General features: G+C 40.6%; 17 protein-coding genes. 5 read left to right on the forward strand and 12 right to left on the reverse strand.

Annotated elements, in window-relative coordinates; translation table 11 throughout:
- Position 1: 1 nt before the first annotated feature.
- Together J8Z25_RS08750 and J8Z25_RS08755 are read right to left on the reverse strand one after the other, a co-directional pair.
- A complete protein-coding gene (locus tag J8Z25_RS08750) occupies positions 2 to 820 on the reverse strand; it encodes a M23 family metallopeptidase (protein ID WP_250660912.1) in 819 nt (272 codons plus the stop codon).
- Positions 813 to 1,670, reverse strand: coding sequence for a 6-carboxytetrahydropterin synthase (locus J8Z25_RS08755; protein ID WP_130051477.1), 858 nt, complete (start codon positions 1,668 to 1,670; stop codon positions 813 to 815). Before J8Z25_RS08755 ends, J8Z25_RS08750 begins: the two co-directional genes overlap by 8 nt.
- Before the next feature lie 207 nt (positions 1,671 to 1,877).
- Here J8Z25_RS08755 and fabA point away from each other — a divergent pair, with 207 nt between their 5' ends.
- Positions 1,878 to 2,393: a bifunctional 3-hydroxydecanoyl-ACP dehydratase/trans-2-decenoyl-ACP isomerase gene (gene fabA / locus J8Z25_RS08760; RefSeq protein WP_130051476.1), complete on the forward strand. Its 516-nt coding sequence runs from the start codon at positions 1,878 to 1,880 to the stop codon at positions 2,391 to 2,393.
- A 78-nt stretch (positions 2,394 to 2,471) separates the two neighbouring features.
- Here fabA and rmf read toward each other — a convergent pair whose 3' ends face one another.
- Complete coding sequence (gene rmf / locus J8Z25_RS08765; RefSeq protein WP_036968408.1) at positions 2,472 to 2,642, reverse strand: ribosome modulation factor; 171 nt, start codon at positions 2,640 to 2,642, stop codon at positions 2,472 to 2,474.
- Between the two features lie 374 nt (positions 2,643 to 3,016).
- Between rmf and acuR the strand changes: the two genes are divergently transcribed.
- The 4 genes from acuR to gloA all read left to right on the forward strand — a co-directional run bounded on the left by acuR (position 3,017) and on the right by gloA (position 6,058).
- Complete coding sequence (acuR, locus tag J8Z25_RS08770; RefSeq protein ID WP_250660913.1) at positions 3,017 to 3,649, forward strand: acrylate utilization transcriptional regulator AcuR; 633 nt, start codon at positions 3,017 to 3,019, stop codon at positions 3,647 to 3,649.
- A gap of 60 nt (positions 3,650 to 3,709) precedes the next feature.
- Positions 3,710 to 4,702 (forward strand): acrylyl-CoA reductase (NADPH), encoded by a 993-nt coding sequence (gene acuI / locus J8Z25_RS08775; RefSeq protein ID WP_130051474.1) that lies wholly within the window; start codon positions 3,710 to 3,712, stop codon positions 4,700 to 4,702.
- A 90-nt stretch (positions 4,703 to 4,792) separates the two neighbouring features.
- On the forward strand, positions 4,793 to 5,209 hold the full coding sequence (locus J8Z25_RS08780) for a VF530 family protein (protein WP_130051473.1): 417 nt from the start codon (positions 4,793 to 4,795) through the stop codon (positions 5,207 to 5,209).
- Positions 5,210 to 5,527: 318 nt separating this feature from the next.
- Complete coding sequence (gloA, locus tag J8Z25_RS08785; protein ID WP_250660914.1) at positions 5,528 to 6,058, forward strand: lactoylglutathione lyase; 531 nt, start codon at positions 5,528 to 5,530, stop codon at positions 6,056 to 6,058.
- Positions 6,059 to 6,167: 109 nt separating this feature from the next.
- Here the strand turns inward: gloA and J8Z25_RS08790 are convergent, their stop codons facing one another.
- The 9 genes from J8Z25_RS08790 to J8Z25_RS08830 form a co-directional block, all read right to left on the reverse strand.
- The gene (locus tag J8Z25_RS08790) at positions 6,168 to 6,545 is read right to left on the reverse strand and encodes a hypothetical protein (protein WP_250660915.1); all 378 of its coding nucleotides are present in this window, start codon (positions 6,543 to 6,545) and stop codon (positions 6,168 to 6,170) included.
- Positions 6,546 to 6,756: 211 nt separating this feature from the next.
- Positions 6,757 to 8,580, reverse strand: coding sequence for a protein kinase domain-containing protein (locus tag J8Z25_RS08795; protein ID WP_250660916.1), 1,824 nt, complete (start codon positions 8,578 to 8,580; stop codon positions 6,757 to 6,759).
- A gap of 55 nt (positions 8,581 to 8,635) precedes the next feature.
- The gene (locus tag J8Z25_RS08800) at positions 8,636 to 9,124 is read right to left on the reverse strand and encodes a hypothetical protein (protein WP_167657639.1); all 489 of its coding nucleotides are present in this window, start codon (positions 9,122 to 9,124) and stop codon (positions 8,636 to 8,638) included.
- A 108-nt stretch (positions 9,125 to 9,232) separates the two neighbouring features.
- Positions 9,233 to 9,994, reverse strand: a complete 762-nt coding sequence (locus J8Z25_RS08805) for an SDR family oxidoreductase (RefSeq protein WP_130051468.1) — start codon at positions 9,992 to 9,994, stop codon at positions 9,233 to 9,235.
- Positions 9,995 to 10,003: 9 nt separating this feature from the next.
- Positions 10,004 to 10,894: a 3-hydroxyisobutyrate dehydrogenase gene (gene mmsB, locus J8Z25_RS08810; protein WP_062569062.1), complete on the reverse strand. Its 891-nt coding sequence runs from the start codon at positions 10,892 to 10,894 to the stop codon at positions 10,004 to 10,006.
- 17 nt (positions 10,895 to 10,911) lie between these two features.
- On the reverse strand, positions 10,912 to 12,054 hold the full coding sequence (locus J8Z25_RS08815; protein WP_250660917.1) for an enoyl-CoA hydratase/isomerase family protein: 1,143 nt from the start codon (positions 12,052 to 12,054) through the stop codon (positions 10,912 to 10,914).
- On the reverse strand, positions 12,054 to 12,833 hold the full coding sequence (locus tag J8Z25_RS08820) for an enoyl-CoA hydratase (RefSeq protein WP_250660918.1): 780 nt from the start codon (positions 12,831 to 12,833) through the stop codon (positions 12,054 to 12,056). The genes J8Z25_RS08815 and J8Z25_RS08820 overlap by 1 nt, the downstream gene beginning before the upstream one ends.
- A gap of 10 nt (positions 12,834 to 12,843) precedes the next feature.
- The gene (locus J8Z25_RS08825; RefSeq protein ID WP_178926991.1) at positions 12,844 to 14,001 is read right to left on the reverse strand and encodes an acyl-CoA dehydrogenase family protein; all 1,158 of its coding nucleotides are present in this window, start codon (positions 13,999 to 14,001) and stop codon (positions 12,844 to 12,846) included.
- Between the two features lie 110 nt (positions 14,002 to 14,111).
- A complete protein-coding gene (locus tag J8Z25_RS08830; protein WP_250660919.1) occupies positions 14,112 to 15,602 on the reverse strand; it encodes a CoA-acylating methylmalonate-semialdehyde dehydrogenase in 1,491 nt (496 codons plus the stop codon).
- Positions 15,603 to 15,673: the final 71 nt, after the last annotated feature.

Genomic DNA, 15,673 nt, shown 5'->3' on the forward strand with positions numbered 1-15,673 from the left:
TCTACTTTTTATTAGCTAATGTATCTTGCATCATTAGCGCAGGATCAAGGCGTTCATTCTTCCAATTAAAACGCCAGTCTAAATGAGGGCCGGTTACTCGACCAGTCGCGCCGATCTCAGCAATTTTATCGCCACGCTTAATTTCATCCCCTACTTTTACATCTAATTTGCTTAAATGGATGTAAGTAGAGGTAACGCCATGGCCATGGTCAAGAATTAAAGTACCACCAGAGTAATATAAGTCAGCATCAGCAAAAACCACTGTGCCGCTGACTGGGGCATACACTGGACTACCCGTTTTATTGGCAATGTCTAATCCAAAGTGTGGTCGACGTGGTTCACCATTAAAGTAACGCTGGCTACCATAAACACCAGAAATTCGCCCAACTGCAGGCTTATAAACGGGATCTAAAAAATAACGTAAATCAGAATTAACTTGTCTAGCTTTACGAACAGCAACAGCTTCACGGCTAATACGTTCAGACACTTCTTTAGGGGGCGAGACATATTTTTTTGCAACACCGGTGATTTTATCAATTTTGTAATCACGTTTTGTGATCACAATTTCTTGTTCGTGACTTACACCTGCCCTATCAACCCAAGAAAGGGTATGATTTGCCTTAGCATCACGACCAAAACCGAACACAAACTCACCATTTGTTGAAAGCTTAAGATGCTCACCATTTAAGCTAACACTTTTAGCACCTTCAATCTGGCCAGTCACTAAACCGCCTTGAGTTAAATGTCCTTTTAATTCAACAGCACTTGCAGTTAAAGAAAACAATCCTGCAAATGCTGCTATTAGTAATCCTTTACGCATAACTTATAGACCCCTTGCCAACCCCTTCATAAGCTGTAATTTTTACTTCTGATTCAGGGTATTGGTTTTTAACTTGTGAACTTAAGTAGTCTGCAATGCACTCAACCGTAGTATCGCAAGGTAAAATGTCGCAGCGTGACTTATCAATCGCCATTTCAAAATAGCCTTGCTGTGATGTATAAGCAAAACATACATCGTTATCTTGTGCTGTTACATGCTTAAGGTCTGATTTATTAATTTCATCTTCAGCTGTTGCTAAATAAATGTCTTCCCATTTATCTGCCCACTCTTTTTGTAAGCGAGGCATAGCCATACCATCAAGGCTAATACCAATTTGTGAGCGATGACCATGAATAATACGCTGACAATTACCATCGTGCTTCTTAAGACCGTGACTATAGTGATAGTAAAAGCTTTGGCTGTGCTCTGGGTATAAATTAATTTCAATCTTTTCAATGTTACTAGGTAACTCAGGCATAATAGTTTTAATTAAAAACTCAGTTACCGATTTTTCATCTACAATATCAGCATCAATTAAACAAAATGCTTGATTTGGAGCACTCATAGCTAAGTGGTAATTATCACCAAAGTGACAATCTAACACGCTGTGATCAGCATGCTTTATAATTGAACCGTTTAGACTGTTAGGCACAGCAAGTTTATGGTCGATACAGTTATCAATAATGCCCTTAATCTGTTTTTTGACTAAACCAAAATCAAGGACCATCGACTCATCATTTAATTGACCGTGCAGAGTTAAATCCACAATCCAGCTCTCGCCAACTGCGCCGCGTTTATTACACAAGTAAGAAAAATCAATCACTGTTAGTGAGTTTACAAAAAGGATCATAAATTTCCTTTAGACTGGTTAAAGAATCACAGCAATTATAATGATTTTTACTTCACAATGCGCGGTTTTATCTACCTTTATCAGCGACACTTTAATTAAATGGTCATAAAACAAGCGAAAAATAGCAAAAAATTAACTGCTCCGAGTTGTTTAGCGTACAAGTGTACGCTAAAGTACGGGGCAATTTCTAAGCGATGAATAAGAGTTATGGAACCTAAAAACAGCTATACAAAAGAAGAATTGGTCCTTTGTGGTCAAGGTGAAATGTTCGGTGAAGGCAACTGTCGTTTACCAAGTGACAACATGCTAATGATGGACCGCATTATCTCTATCACTGCTGACGGTGGTGAGCACGGTAAAGGTCAGATCGTTGCAGAACTAGATATCAACCCTGATCTTTGGTTCTTCGACTGTCACTTTAAAGGTGACCCGGTAATGCCAGGTTGTCTAGGCCTAGATGCAATGTGGCAATTAGTTGGTTTCTTCCTTGGTTGGTCAGGTGGTCCGGGTCTTGGTCGTGCACTTGGTGTAGGTGAAGTTAAGTTCACAGGTCAAATCTTACCAACTGCTACAAAAGTAACCTATCGATTAGACATGAAACGTGTAATTAAACGTAAATTATTCATGGGTATGGCTGATGGTACTGTTGAAGTCGATGGCCGCGTTATTTATGAAGCAAAAGATCTAAAAGTAGGTCTTTTCCAAGATACATCTGCGTTTTAATCTTTAATTTAAGATACAAAATAGCAGATACAAAAAAGCCCCTTGATGGGGCTTTTTTGCGTGAATAAGGTGCCTATATTAAGTTTTGAACATATTACGGTTTTCAATGGCCTCTCGCCAGCCACCCAACCATTCAGATTTAGGGTCGATTTGTTGATAAGGGCATTGTTCTTTTGAACGGCCTGCCAAGCCTGCTTTATAACCTTGAGAATGAGCTCTTTCTAAACGATCTCTTTTCTGTCTCTTCATAGGTAATATCCTCACCTTTTATATTTATAGATATGTAGCGAAATTGACATCTACATTTAATGAATAGTTAATAAAACTGTTAAATTCAAATGGCAAAAAACAATTAAATAGTTTGACAATAACTAACATGCTGATGCTCAAATGAATTAACATTTAAAATGACTAAGTGGTCGTACCTCTTCATCTAAAACGACCTATAAATACACTTAAATTCAGCTAAACACGATACAGCTCTTTTTAGCCTCCTAAATTATGACCAACACTTTTTTAGCAAAGTTCCCATTTAAATTGTAATCATGACAAATTTATGATGATTACAATTTAGTCAAATTAATTCTTGCATATTAAAAACCGATCGGTCTAATATAGTCGTCATGGAAAAACATAGCACAGTGCCAAGCCGTCGCGGCAGGCCACCCAAAATAGCGCGTTCAAATGCAGATACTCGTGCCCTATTAATTAATACGGGCTTAGCTGTATTGACCGAAAAAGGCTTTAGCGCAACAGGCATTGATTTAATTTTAAAATCGGCTCAAGTGCCAAAAGGGTCTTTTTATCATTATTTCAAAAGTAAAAATGATTTTGGCTTAGCACTCATCGATGCTTATGACAATTATTTTCAAGCAAAGTTAAAACGCCATTTAACAAACGAAGCTACAACACCTCTTGAGAGAATTGTGCTGTTTGCAAATGATGCTAAACAAGGGATGGCAAAATTTGAATTTACACGTGGGTGCTTAATTGGCAATTTAAACCAAGAACTCAGTTACCTTGATGATTTCATGATTGAACGCATCAAAAAGGCTTACAATAGCTGGCAAGCATTAATTGAACAGTGCTTACTTGACGCAAAAAAGCTAAAACAAATACCCCAAGCATCAGATTGTAAGATGCTTGCTGAATTTTTTTGGATTGGCTGGGAGGGTGCAGTAATGCGCTCTAAACTTGATAAATCAAGTGAACCGCTTACCCTTTATACAGCACAATTTTTACGCTTAATTTTATAAAGCCGTTTTAAACGGTTTTATTTTAACCATTAAAAGACGATCGGTCTAAAAGGAGTCAACATGACAACATCAGTAAAGTCGGTAGTTATAAACAAAGATGATCAAGGCTATCATGCCGAGTACACAGACTTTCCCGTAGAAAATATCCACCAGCACGATGTAAATATTGATGTTGACTACAGTACCTTAAATTACAAAGACGCTTTAGCTATCACTGGTAAAGGCCCAGTAGTAAGAACATTTCCAATGATCCCAGGCATCGACCTTGCTGGCACTGTTAGCGAATCTAACAGTGATGAATTTAAAGTAGGTGATAAAGTATTATTAAATGGCTTTGGGGTTGGTGAAAAATACCTAGGCGGTCTTAGCGAAAAAGCATCAATGAGTAGTGATTGGCTGATCCCCCTACCCGCTAACTTAACACCAAAGCAAGCAATGCAAATAGGAACGGCTGGTTATACAGCTATGCTAAGTATTATTGCTTTAGAAAAACAAGGTATCACGCCGCAAAGTGGCGAAGTCCTTGTAACTGGTGGTAATGGTGGCGTGGGTAGTTTTGCTATCTATTTATTAAACAAGCTTGGCTTTGATGTTGTTGCTACAACAGGCCGCATGAATGAAGCACAGCACCTTGAAAAATTAGGTGCAAAACGTGTTTTATCGCGTGATGAATTTTCGTCACCGGGCAAACCACTAGCTAAAGAACAATTCGCCGGTGCAATTGATTCAGTAGGTAGCCACACACTTGCAAATGTTTGTGCATCAATAAAATATGGTGGTGTTGTAACAGCTTGTGGTTTAGCACAAGGCATGGACTTCCCAGCAACAGTCGCGCCGTTTATCCTTCGTGGTATAAGCCTTATGGGTATAGATAGTGTAATGCGTCCTAAAGAAGACCGCATTGAAGCATGGCAGCGTTTAAGCGAGCTTGTTGAAACACAATACCTAGATACCATATCGCAAGAAATTCCTCTTTCACAAGCGATAGCAAATGCAGAAGCGTTACTAAAAGGTGAAATTCGCGGCCGCGTTGTGGTTAATTGCAAAGAATAAGCTCGAAAACAAACATTCTTAGCAAGATAGCTATAAAACTAGGGTAAAGGCAATTATACTTACCCTAGTTTTGTAATACCGGACAGTCTAATGAGTAATAAAGAAATTTTCAGCAATAACCCACTGCAAGGTGTTGGTATCGAGCAAGTCGTCACAGAGCTTGTCGAACAATATGGCTGGGAATTACTCCACGCCTATATGCGTTTAAACTGCTTTAAAAATAATCCTGATGTTAAATCTGCGGTTAAGTTTTTACGTAAAACCCAATGGGCACAAGAAAAAGTAGAAAACTTTTATTTGTATCGTCTTAAAAACTTACCACGCCCTGATGATGTAAACTATGAATTGCCACCTCGCGATCGTGTGATCCCTGCTGATCAAAAACCAGGTGATCCTTGTGAGTTAAGTTTTACCGACGCCAAACGCATTCATGCTAAAAAAGAAGCCAAGCAGCAAGCACGAGCACGTAAGCAGCGTTCAAATGCGAGTAACCCTTGGGGTAATTGATCGACAAAAGCTGTAAGTTTTATGCTATAAGTTGAAATGAGCCGCCTGTTGGGCGGTTTTTTATTTGAGTTAGCAAGTTAGCAAGTAAGCAAGTTAGCAAGTTAGCAAGTTAGCAAGTTAGCAAGTTAGCAAGTTAGCAAGTTAGCAAGTTAGCAAGTTAGCAAGTTAGCAAGTTAGCAAGTTAGCAAGTTAGCAAGTTAGCAGTTGAGAATTGAAGTGCTACCTAAACACGTCAATAATATTTGTTATTAATTTAAGGGTAACCTGATTATGTTAGACTGATTGCATCATCAGTAATTTGAGTTAAAAAGGATGTGTATGTCTAACTACAACGAGTCACCTGAACAAATCGCAAACGCAACGCAAGATTACGTAATGCAACAAACAATGTTGCGAATTAAAGATCCAAAGCCATCTTTAGATTTCTACCAAAACGTTTTAGGTATGAAGTTACTGGGTAAATATGACTTCCCTAAAATGGAGTTTACGCTGTACTTTTTAGGTTATGAGCAAGACATGCCAACAGGCAGCGATAAAGAAAAAGCACAGTGGGTATTTCGCCGCCCTGCTCTTATCGAGCTTACACATAATTGGGGCACAGAAAACGACGACAGCTTTGCTGGTTACCATAGTGGCAATGAGGAGCCTAAAGGCTTTGGTCATATCGGTATTAGCGTGCCAGACGTGTACGCAGCATGCGAGCGCTTTGCAAAATACGATGTTGAGTTTGTTAAAAAACCTGACGATGGCTCAATGAAAGGCTTAGCCTTTATTAAAGACCCTGATGGTTATTGGATAGAAATACTCTCTGCAGAGGGAATCACGGAGATCATTGAAGAGCATAAGTAAGATTGCACCGTAGATAACCTGCTTTAGCAGGTTATTTTATTCTTCATTCTAAGGTTTCATTTCTAAATATGAGCTTGCTTTAGGGTAAAGTGTTCTACGAAGTGAAAAATTAGTTTGCATAAAAATAGACTGCAAAAAGCAAAGGGAGGTACAAAATAGAACTTACGGCTGCCAGCAACCGCATATTAATACGGCCGAGCATTTCACTAGCATAATCAAGCTTAGGTGACCAAAATAAAGGTAGCAAAGACCATACGATGGCGACGCATAACCACCCATTCCAAAATTCAGGTGTTAGATAAACTTTATCTGTGATGAAACCATAAAATGCGAACAATCCCAATGACATAAAGAGCGCATTCGTTATTTCTTCAAATTTAACAATCTTAGGACTGTCATCTTTACCTGATAGATATCCATATATCTTAAAAGGAAATGGCACGACAGTAATGGCGAGCAAAATAATAAAGGATATTAGCCAGAACATATATTAATTCCATTTAAAAGCATATTCGACTTTTACAATTAGGCTTATCCCTACATTTTTCAATGATTCAATTAAAACTTTTGGATAATATCAAGACTAAAGGATGTAGCTAAAATTAATTTTCTAGAAAAAGCTACGAACAAAAACAGCGTAAAAAATACATATCCAATGTGATTCACATAATGAAGGTCATTTAGCAACTTTAAATAATCTACTCAATTGTTTCTCTTTTCGGATCTCGCGGATAAAACTCATCAGGCTGTTTAGTGCACAAATCAAATTCACGGGTATTTTTGTAAGGTAGCTTCATAAAGCCTGCCACACCGACATCAGTGATATTGACAGCATATTGCATAAGCTTGCTTAATAAGCGTTTAAATTCAGGCTCTTTACTGGCATCAAGCAAACGATAGTAATGATGTATTTTCATCCTATCAGGTAAGGCTTCAAAAATGATACAGCCAGTATGGTGTATTTGGTTTAGCTCAAATACGCACTTAATGACCTTTTTCGGGAGCTGTAACTGCTCATCAGGGTCTTTACCATCTTCAAAGTAAGAATGCGGTCTGGTTACGTCTGAGGCTTGTAAATCCATTACTTCATAATCAAGCTCAGGTAAATGCTCAAACTTAAATGCACCGGTGCCATCCCGTTCCAGCTGAATGGTTTTACGTGCATCAAACAGGCAACATTTAAAGAGACCTTTTTGTTCAATTCCCTGCGCCAACATCACAGTGTTGTTTATGGCATCGGTAAACGCAGTGCCAAGTGTTTCATCATGCAGAATAAGTGAAGACTCAACAAACAGGGAGTTTTCTTTCCAATGAAAGCTCAAGCCCCCTACTACCGGGTATTTAGCTAAACGGCTTATTGATGCCAGAAAAGCTTTTTCGGTGTCGCCGGTATCAAATAAAAACTCTTTGTAGTATCTATCGAGCTGAGCGTCATTTACATCAAGTAATTGTTGATTATGGTCGGCTTGCCTTAAAAATTGCTTACGTGAGCTGTAAACCACCGTATCTGGGTGCTCATCAAACTCACTAAACCAATAAGGAATATAAGGGCGAATGACTTTACGAGGTAGCTCAGGTAGGTAAGCTTTAGCCATTGTAGGCATATTACGCATAAAATAATCACCCGCCCCATCGCGAGTGGCCTTATTTTTTGAAAGCATACCATCAATGACTCGGGCAAGCTCCATAGGTAAATTTAAACTTGTAGCCGGAATAACCGCTGCACCAAATCGGCAAGATTGAGCTGAGGCTAATGCATAAAGGGTTGAGGCAACACCTTGTTCATCAAATCGTGGCGATGATTGTCCACCTGACATTTGCTCGTCACCAATAAAATACACATCACCCATACGTGCATTCGTGGTGCTTATATCAGCAGACATAAGATCCATAAAATTGCTGGCAACCGGATTCCCTTCAGCGTCTATTTGTGCATAAACAGAGCTGCCCCAGTCTACCAACGACAATTTATTGGTTTGTTCATCATAAACAATATTAGAGGGTTTAATATCGCCATGCACAATTGGCTGTGGACTTAGACCATTTTTGTGTTCACGCAAATCTACAAGCACATTGCGTAGCCTAAGAGCCAGCGCCATGACTTTTGCTGCACTAAAACGCCCCTGTTTGATGGATATTTTTTCTAAGTCTTCACCTAGAGCGCGCTCCATCATTAAAATACCTTGCTTTTTAATGCGCTCAAAAGCATAAAATTTTGGCACGAGCGGGTTATTAACTTGCGAAAGCATATACGCTTCGTCTTCTAGGCGATCACGTACACTTTGTGCAAGGGTTATACGTGAAAACTTAAATACCCATGGTAAGCCTTCATCATCAACACCCGCAAAAACAAATCCAAACGCTCCAGAACCAATCAATTCAACGTCACTGTAACCAAGCAAGGTCAGTTGTTTAATACAAATGTTAAGCCATTGGCGGTGCTTTTTAGCATCATGGTGAGACAGCAAGTAAACAGACTGTTCTTCATTGATATAAAAATTGCGGATTTGTTTGGGATTCACTGCATCTCTCAAAGTTAAGCGGCATTTAACCGCTTAATTATTGATTGCTAGACAGTTAATTACAAGGCTTTTGCTCTTCGATGATCCAGCCATGATTTTTAAAGACTAATTCTGAAAAAATTAAGATGGCGCCAGCAAGTAAAATAAGCTCGTTGAGTGATATGACTTCTGCCATGAATATCCATCCCAAAACAAAAAATGCTAAGGGATCGAGATACCTGAAATACCAAGCGACTTTTCGTGTTTTACCGTATGTGATTCTGTAGCGTTGTACTAATTCACCTTCACACTCTAATGATATAACAGCTGAGAACTTGAAGAAGGGTTTAACGCTTATACACAACTGACAGGATTTACCATCAATATTAAACTCATGAACAGATTTTGTTTTAAAGTTACGTGATTCTGCTATTAATTCACCGTCTACTTTCAGAACTTCTTTACCTGAGTAAGCAGAACCCCAGTATTCAATTAAATGTTCACCCAGTTTGAAGTTAGCTTTAATTCCCTTGCTCATTGATACTGTAATGCCATGAGTGTTCATAAAAAATCTCCTTATAATTATGAAGTTAAGATACTTTAAAAATAAAAAAACGGCAAGCTAGGCTTACCGTTTTGGTACTTTCAATGGGTAAAGGGTTACCATTTAAAATTAAAGGCGAATACCGCCATCAATTTCAACAACACGACCCGTAAAGAAATCATTCTCTACAATGTATTGTGCTGTTTGGGCTATTTCTTCAGCTTCACCAAAACGACCGACAGGCGTTACCGCCATCATGCGTTGTTTTGCTTCTGGTTTCATCGCATCTGTCATCGCAGTGCGGATAACACCCGGTGCGATTGCACCAACACGAATATTAAAGCGACCTAACTCTTTCGCCCAACCTGTTGTCATCGCAACAACACCGGCTTTAGATGCAGCATAGTTTGTTTGGCCAATGTTACCAGCGCGTGCAACACTCGACATATTAACGATAACGCCACCTTTGCCTGACTCAATCATGTGGCTCGCGGCTTCACGGCCTGCTAAAAATACACCGGTAAGATTCACATCAATCACTGATTGAAACTGAGCCAACGACATTTTATCAACCACTTTGCCTTCTTTCGCTTTAATAAACATACCATCGCGTAAGATACCTGCATTGTTAATTAACACACCGATATGGCCAAAGTCTTTGTTAATAGTATTAAACGTTGCTACAACAGCGTCTTCATCGGTCACATTGGCAGCATAAGCCATCACTTTTGTGCCATGTTTAGAAAGTGCAGATACTGCAGTATCAAGTACGTCTTGTTGCATATCGATAAGTGCAATGTTAGCACCAAGTGATGCAAATTTTTCGGCCATCGCAAAGCCTAAACCTTGCGCACCACCTGTAATTACGATGTTGTTGTTTTTAATTTCCACAACAAACTCCTACTTCGAGAATAATTTAAAAATAGCGCTAAAATCATCACTACCTGCACCTTGATGCTGAAGCATAGTGTATAAATTCTTCGCCATTGACCCCATTGGGGTAGATGAATTACTTTGTTGAGCCGCTTCCATAGCAAGGCCTAAATCTTTCGCCATTAAATCAACCATAAAGCCCGGTTTGTAATCATTACTTGCTGGTGCCGTTTCCATGACACCTGGGCATGGGTTGTAAAGTTCAAGTGTCCAGTTACGGCCAGAGCTTGCGGTCATGATGTCACTTAACACTTTTGGGTCGAGCCCATTGTTAATACCCATTTGCAGGGCTTCACTGGTACCTGCCATTAAAATGCTCAGTAGCATGTTGTTACAGATTTTTGCCACTTGGCCAGCGCCAATATCACCAGCATGGAAGATGTTTTTACCCATATCAACTAAAGCAAGCTTAGCTTTTTCAAAGTGGCTTTGCTCACCACCAACGATAAAGGTTAAAGTGCCTGCTGTTGCACCAGCAACACCACCTGATACCGGCGCATCAACAAAATCAATGCCTTTTTGAGCAAGTTCGCTGCCCACCTGACGCGCTGACTCTGCGTCAATGGTTGAGCAGTCAATGACTAAGGTTTTGCTATCAAGTAAGTTGATAAGACCCGTTTCACCTAAGTAAAGCGACTTAACATGCTTGCTTGCCGGAAGCATACTGATAAATATATCTGCACCAATGGCACACTCAGCCGCATCATTTGCAGCAACTGCACCTTTATCGGCAAGTTCACTTACTGCTGTTTTATTTAAGTCAAACACACGAACTGTGTGACCCGCATTAACAAGGTTTGCCGCCATCGGGCCACCCATGTTGCCTAAACCAATAAATCCTATTGTTAATTTAGCCATTTGTTTACCCCTTGGACTTAAGATGAAGTTAACGAATTGAGTGGATGAGTTTGCTCATCCCAGCGTGGTGTAAAGAAGCTATCTACAACTGCTTCGTCGATATCGCTAAGCGATTTAAACTGCCAGTTAGGTGCACCGTCTTTGTCGATTAATAGCGCACGGACCCCTTCTTGGAACTCGCCTACTTCGCCACAGCGTACCGACATGCCTAGTTCCATTTTGAAGCACTGTGCTAATGTCATCTCTTTTGAGTTTGCTAATTGACGTTCAACCAGCGCACAACTAAGCGGACAACCATGCGCTAATGACTTTTGCGCACGTGTGAGCCATTTGTCTTCGGTATCTAAACCTTGGATGTAGTCGATTTTGCCCTGCAATGAATCAAATTCAGCCAACTTTTGAATAACCTCAAGATTATCCTTTACGTTTCCTTTAGGTACACGGCCTGAAATATTATCGATTGAGATTAAAATTTTAGTCAGCTTTTCGTGGTTTAATGAAGCCGTTTTGCCCCACTTTTCATCAGTGATGGCCGTTAACATAGCATCATATTTATCGGCAGTTGCATAGTGATCAGCAAGATTAACAAACAATGCATCTTCAGCATTGATAGACGCTGCAGTTAATCCTAAAAATAGACCAACTTGCTCAGGCATTTTATGTAAGAAATAACTGCCACCAACATCAGGGTATAAACCAATGGTAAGCTCAGGCATTGCAATACGAGAGGTTTCTGTTACCACGCGGTGACTTGCCCCTGCCATTAAACCTAAGCCGCCACCCATAACAATGCCATTACCCCAAAGTAAAATTGGTTTTTCATAGCAATGAATCAGATAGTCTAATTTATACTCAAGTGAGAAAAAATCTTCGATGTAATTAGCTGGCTCACCCGTGCTCATTGCTTTATGCAGGCTTACTACATCGCCACCGGCACAAAATGCTTTTTCGCCAGCACCTTTTAAAATAACCATGGCAACAGTGTCATCTTCAGCCCATTTTCTAAGCTGAGGCTCAAGCAGTTGGATCATGTCGTAATTTAAGGCGTTTAACGATTTTGGCGCATTGAGTGTCGCAATTGCAATGAGGCCACTTGCGGCCTCAGCAGTTTCAAACACCACAGGCGCATCTTGATGATTTAGTAGTGTTACATTAGTCATTAGCCATTTACCCAATTAGCTTTACGCTTTTCTAAGAACGCATTCACACCTTCTTTTTGGTCTTGCGTATCAAATAATTGTACAAATAACTCACGCTCTAGTGGCAATGCATGAGCCATCGGTTGTGTCCGACCTTTTTGAATAAGCTCTTTACATGCAGAAACAGCAACCGGGCTTTGCTCGCCAACTTGGTTAGCAAGTTTCATTGCCGCTGCTAAACTTTCACCAGCGCCAACCACTTCTTCAACAAGGCCTATCTCGCGTGCTTTGTCTGCTTTTAGGCGCTCGCCACATAAGATCATGCGTTTTGCCCAGCCTTCACCTACAAGCCATGCAAGATTTTGCGTACCACCAGCACATGGCAGTAAGCCAACTTTTGCTTCTGGTAATGCCATTTGTGCTTGCTCTTCGGCAATACGAATATCACAAGCAAGTGCAACTTCAAGGCCGCCGCCCATGGCATAGCCATTAATTGCCGCGATTGATACGCCACGGAAATTGGTTAGTGCTTCAAATGCATCACCAAACACTTTTGACATAGTTGCAGCTACACCTTTATCACCACTGGCAAACACGTTTAAATCGGCACCAGCGCTAAAGAACTTTTCACCTTGACCTGTGATCACTAATGCATACACATTTTTGTTGGCATTTAGCTCAGTCACAGTCTCTTTAAGTGCTGTTAATGTATCTTGTGTCCAGGTATTCGCTGGCGGGTTGTTCATGGTTAAAACCGCTACGTTACCTTCAATATTTAAATCAATCGATGGATTAGACATAGTATGCTCCTTATAGAATGTCGCCAGCTGACTCGGCTAAGATACGACGTGCGATAATCACACGCATGATTTCGTTTGTGCCTTCAAGTATTTGATGCACACGTACGTCTCTAAAATGACGCTCTAATGGGTATTCTTTGATGTAACCGTAACCACCGTGAATTTGCAGTGCATCATCACAGACTTTAAAACCAACATCTGTTGCAAAACGTTTTGCCATTGCACAATAAGTGGTTTTTTCGCTATCACCGGTATCTAATTTAAATGCGGCTAAGCGCACCATTTGACGAGCAGCAACAAGTTCTGTGTTCATATCGGCAATTTTGAACTGTAGTGCTTGGAAAGCTGCTAATGGCTTACCAAATTGCTCACGTTCTTTTAGGTATTCGCGAGCAGTATTAAGAGCTGCTTGTGCTGTACCTAATGAACAGGTAGCAATATTAATACGCCCCCCGTCTAAGCCTTGCATTGCAAACTTAAAGCCTTCGCCTTCTTGGCCTAATAAGTTAGCCGCAGGAACTCTTACACCTTCAAAACTAATTAAGCGTGTTGGCTGGGCATTCCAGCCCATTTTTTCTTCAGCTTTACCGTATTCAATACCCGCTGCGTCAGCAGGAACAACAAATGCCGAAATACCTGCTGCGCCTTCGCCACCAGTGCGAGCCATAACAACGAGTAAGTCAGTTTCACCAGCACCCGAGATAAACATCTTAGAGCCTGAGATCACATACTCATCGCCCTCTTTTACTGCTTTGGTTTTTAGCGATGCCGCATCAGAGCCAGAGCCAGGCTCTGTTAAACAATAAGAAGCAAGTAACTCCCCCATCACTAATTGCTCACAGTACTGAGCTTTAACTTCATCAGTACCAAAGCTTGCAATCATCCACGTTGCCATATTATGAATGGTCAACATAGCGGTCGTTGCTGTACAACCCATGGCAAGCTGTTCAAAAATAATGCTTGAATCTAGGCGAGATAAACCTAAGCCACCCGCTTCTTCTGGGGTATATAAACCACAAAAGCCAAGCTCACCGGCTGCTTTTATCGTGTCTTTAGGGAAAATGTGTTCTTGGTCCCACTTAGCTGCGTATGGAGCAAGTTCTGACTCTGCAAACTGACGAGCTGTTTCAGCAAACGCTTGCTGATCTTCGGTTAAATTAAAGTCCATAGTAGACCTCTATTTTGTTGTCTTATTCTTGTGTGAATAACGATTGTTGTCGTTTAAATGTGTGTTCTTTGAGCGAGCGTGTGCTCGCTCAGCAGTAAATTAATTACGGCTTATTTAAGGTTGATACTCATGTTAGGACCTGAGGCGATATCATCCTCGAACCAACGTGAAGTAATTGTTTTCGTTTCTGTGTAAAAACGAATACCTTGCTTACCATAGGTGTGTTGATCACCGTAGAATGAGCCTTTCCAACCTGTGAAAGAGAAAAACGGTAGTGGCACAGGAATTGGCACATTGATACCAACTTGACCTACTTCGATTTCATGTTGGAATTTACGTGCAGCAGCGCCGCTTGATGTGAATAACGAAGTACCGTTACCGTAAGGCGAGTTATTGATAAGCTCAATCGCCTCCTCAAGAGTATCTACAAACATACAAGCCAATACAGGACCAAAGATCTCTTCTTTGTATAAATCCATCTCGGTTGTTACATCAGTAAATAGCGTTGGACCAACCCAGTTACCTTGCTCGTAACCTTCAACTGTGAAGTCAGAGCCATCAATTAAGCACGTTGCACCTTGTGCTTTACCACTTGCGATAAGTGATAAAATACGATCTTTAGCTGCTTTTGATGTTTGTGGACCGTAAGCCGCGTTAGCATCATCCCATACACCAGGGCGTACGTTTTCAAAGCCTGCTTTAATTTCATCAACCCAGTCTTTTGCTTGACCAACAAATACAGCAACCGAAATACCCATACAACGCTGACCTGCAGCACCTACTGACGCGCCAACTAAGTTATTAACAACATGCGATTTACTCGCATCAGGCATAATAACCATATGATTTTTTGCACCTACGCAGGCTTGTACACGCTTAAGATTTGCAGTGCCTTTTGAATAGATATATTCACCAACACCACACGAACCAACAAATGAAATAGCGCGCACTGCTGGGTCTTCTAATAAACGGTCAACTTGTGGTTTTGTACCATGAACAACTTGTAACACCCCTTTTGGTGCACCCGCTTCAACAAATAGTTCAGCTAAACGCATTGGTGTTAATGGATCTTGCTCTGATGGTTTCAGAATAAAGGTGTTACCACACACAATAGCCAGTGGGAACATCCATAATGGGATCATCGCAGGGAAGTTAAATGGCGTAATACCCGCACATACACCTAGTGGCTGCATGTAAGAGTAAGTATCGATTTTACGGGCTACGTTTTCCATTGTTTCGCCCATCATTAATGATGGTGCATTGGCTGCTTGCTCAACAACTTCAATACCACGCCAAACATCGCCTTTGGCGTCTTCAAATGTTTTACCTAACTCATGACAAATAATCGTCGCAAGCTCGTCATGGTTTTCTTTTAACAGTGCAGCGTATTTCATCATAATGCGCGCACGTTCAGATATAGGTACTTCTTTCCAAGTTTTAAAAGTTTCTTTTGCAGATTCAATGGCTGCATCCATTTCTGCATCCGTTGCACACGGAACTTGAGCTAACACTTCTTGATTTGCAGGATTGATAACATCAATCAGCTGCGTTGAACTTGATTGGGTAAATTCGCCGTTGATAAATAAAGGTACTTGGTGCATGAGGCACTCCTCCCCAGTGGGTATAAAGAGGCCGCAACATGATAGTTTTTAAAATACGTTGCGGCTGTGAG

The organism is Pseudoalteromonas sp. SCSIO 43101, from assembly GCF_023650775.1.
In the GTDB taxonomy this organism is placed as follows: domain Bacteria; phylum Pseudomonadota; class Gammaproteobacteria; order Enterobacterales; family Alteromonadaceae; genus Pseudoalteromonas; species Pseudoalteromonas apostichopi.

Coding starts and splice junctions, on each gene's coding strand:
- J8Z25_RS08750 (WP_250660912.1), bottom strand. CDS start 820: ATGCGTAAAGGATTACTAATAGCAGCATTTGCAGGATTGTTTTCTTTA.
- J8Z25_RS08755 (WP_130051477.1), bottom strand. CDS start 1,670: ATGATCCTTTTTGTAAACTCACTAACAGTGATTGATTTTTCTTACTTG.
- fabA (WP_130051476.1), top strand. CDS start 1,878: ATGGAACCTAAAAACAGCTATACAAAAGAAGAATTGGTCCTTTGTGGT.
- rmf (WP_036968408.1), bottom strand. CDS start 2,642: ATGAAGAGACAGAAAAGAGATCGTTTAGAAAGAGCTCATTCTCAAGGT.
- acuR (WP_250660913.1), top strand. CDS start 3,017: ATGGAAAAACATAGCACAGTGCCAAGCCGTCGCGGCAGGCCACCCAAA.
- acuI (WP_130051474.1), top strand. CDS start 3,710: ATGACAACATCAGTAAAGTCGGTAGTTATAAACAAAGATGATCAAGGC.
- J8Z25_RS08780 (WP_130051473.1), top strand. CDS start 4,793: ATGAGTAATAAAGAAATTTTCAGCAATAACCCACTGCAAGGTGTTGGT.
- gloA (WP_250660914.1), top strand. CDS start 5,528: ATGTCTAACTACAACGAGTCACCTGAACAAATCGCAAACGCAACGCAA.
- J8Z25_RS08790 (WP_250660915.1), bottom strand. CDS start 6,545: ATGTTCTGGCTAATATCCTTTATTATTTTGCTCGCCATTACTGTCGTG.
- J8Z25_RS08800 (WP_167657639.1), bottom strand. CDS start 9,124: ATGAACACTCATGGCATTACAGTATCAATGAGCAAGGGAATTAAAGCT.
- mmsB (WP_062569062.1), bottom strand. CDS start 10,894: ATGGCTAAATTAACAATAGGATTTATTGGTTTAGGCAACATGGGTGGC.
- J8Z25_RS08815 (WP_250660917.1), bottom strand. CDS start 12,054: ATGACTAATGTAACACTACTAAATCATCAAGATGCGCCTGTGGTGTTT.
- J8Z25_RS08820 (WP_250660918.1), bottom strand. CDS start 12,833: ATGTCTAATCCATCGATTGATTTAAATATTGAAGGTAACGTAGCGGTT.
- J8Z25_RS08825 (WP_178926991.1), bottom strand. CDS start 14,001: ATGGACTTTAATTTAACCGAAGATCAGCAAGCGTTTGCTGAAACAGCT.
- J8Z25_RS08830 (WP_250660919.1), bottom strand. CDS start 15,602: ATGCACCAAGTACCTTTATTTATCAACGGCGAATTTACCCAATCAAGT.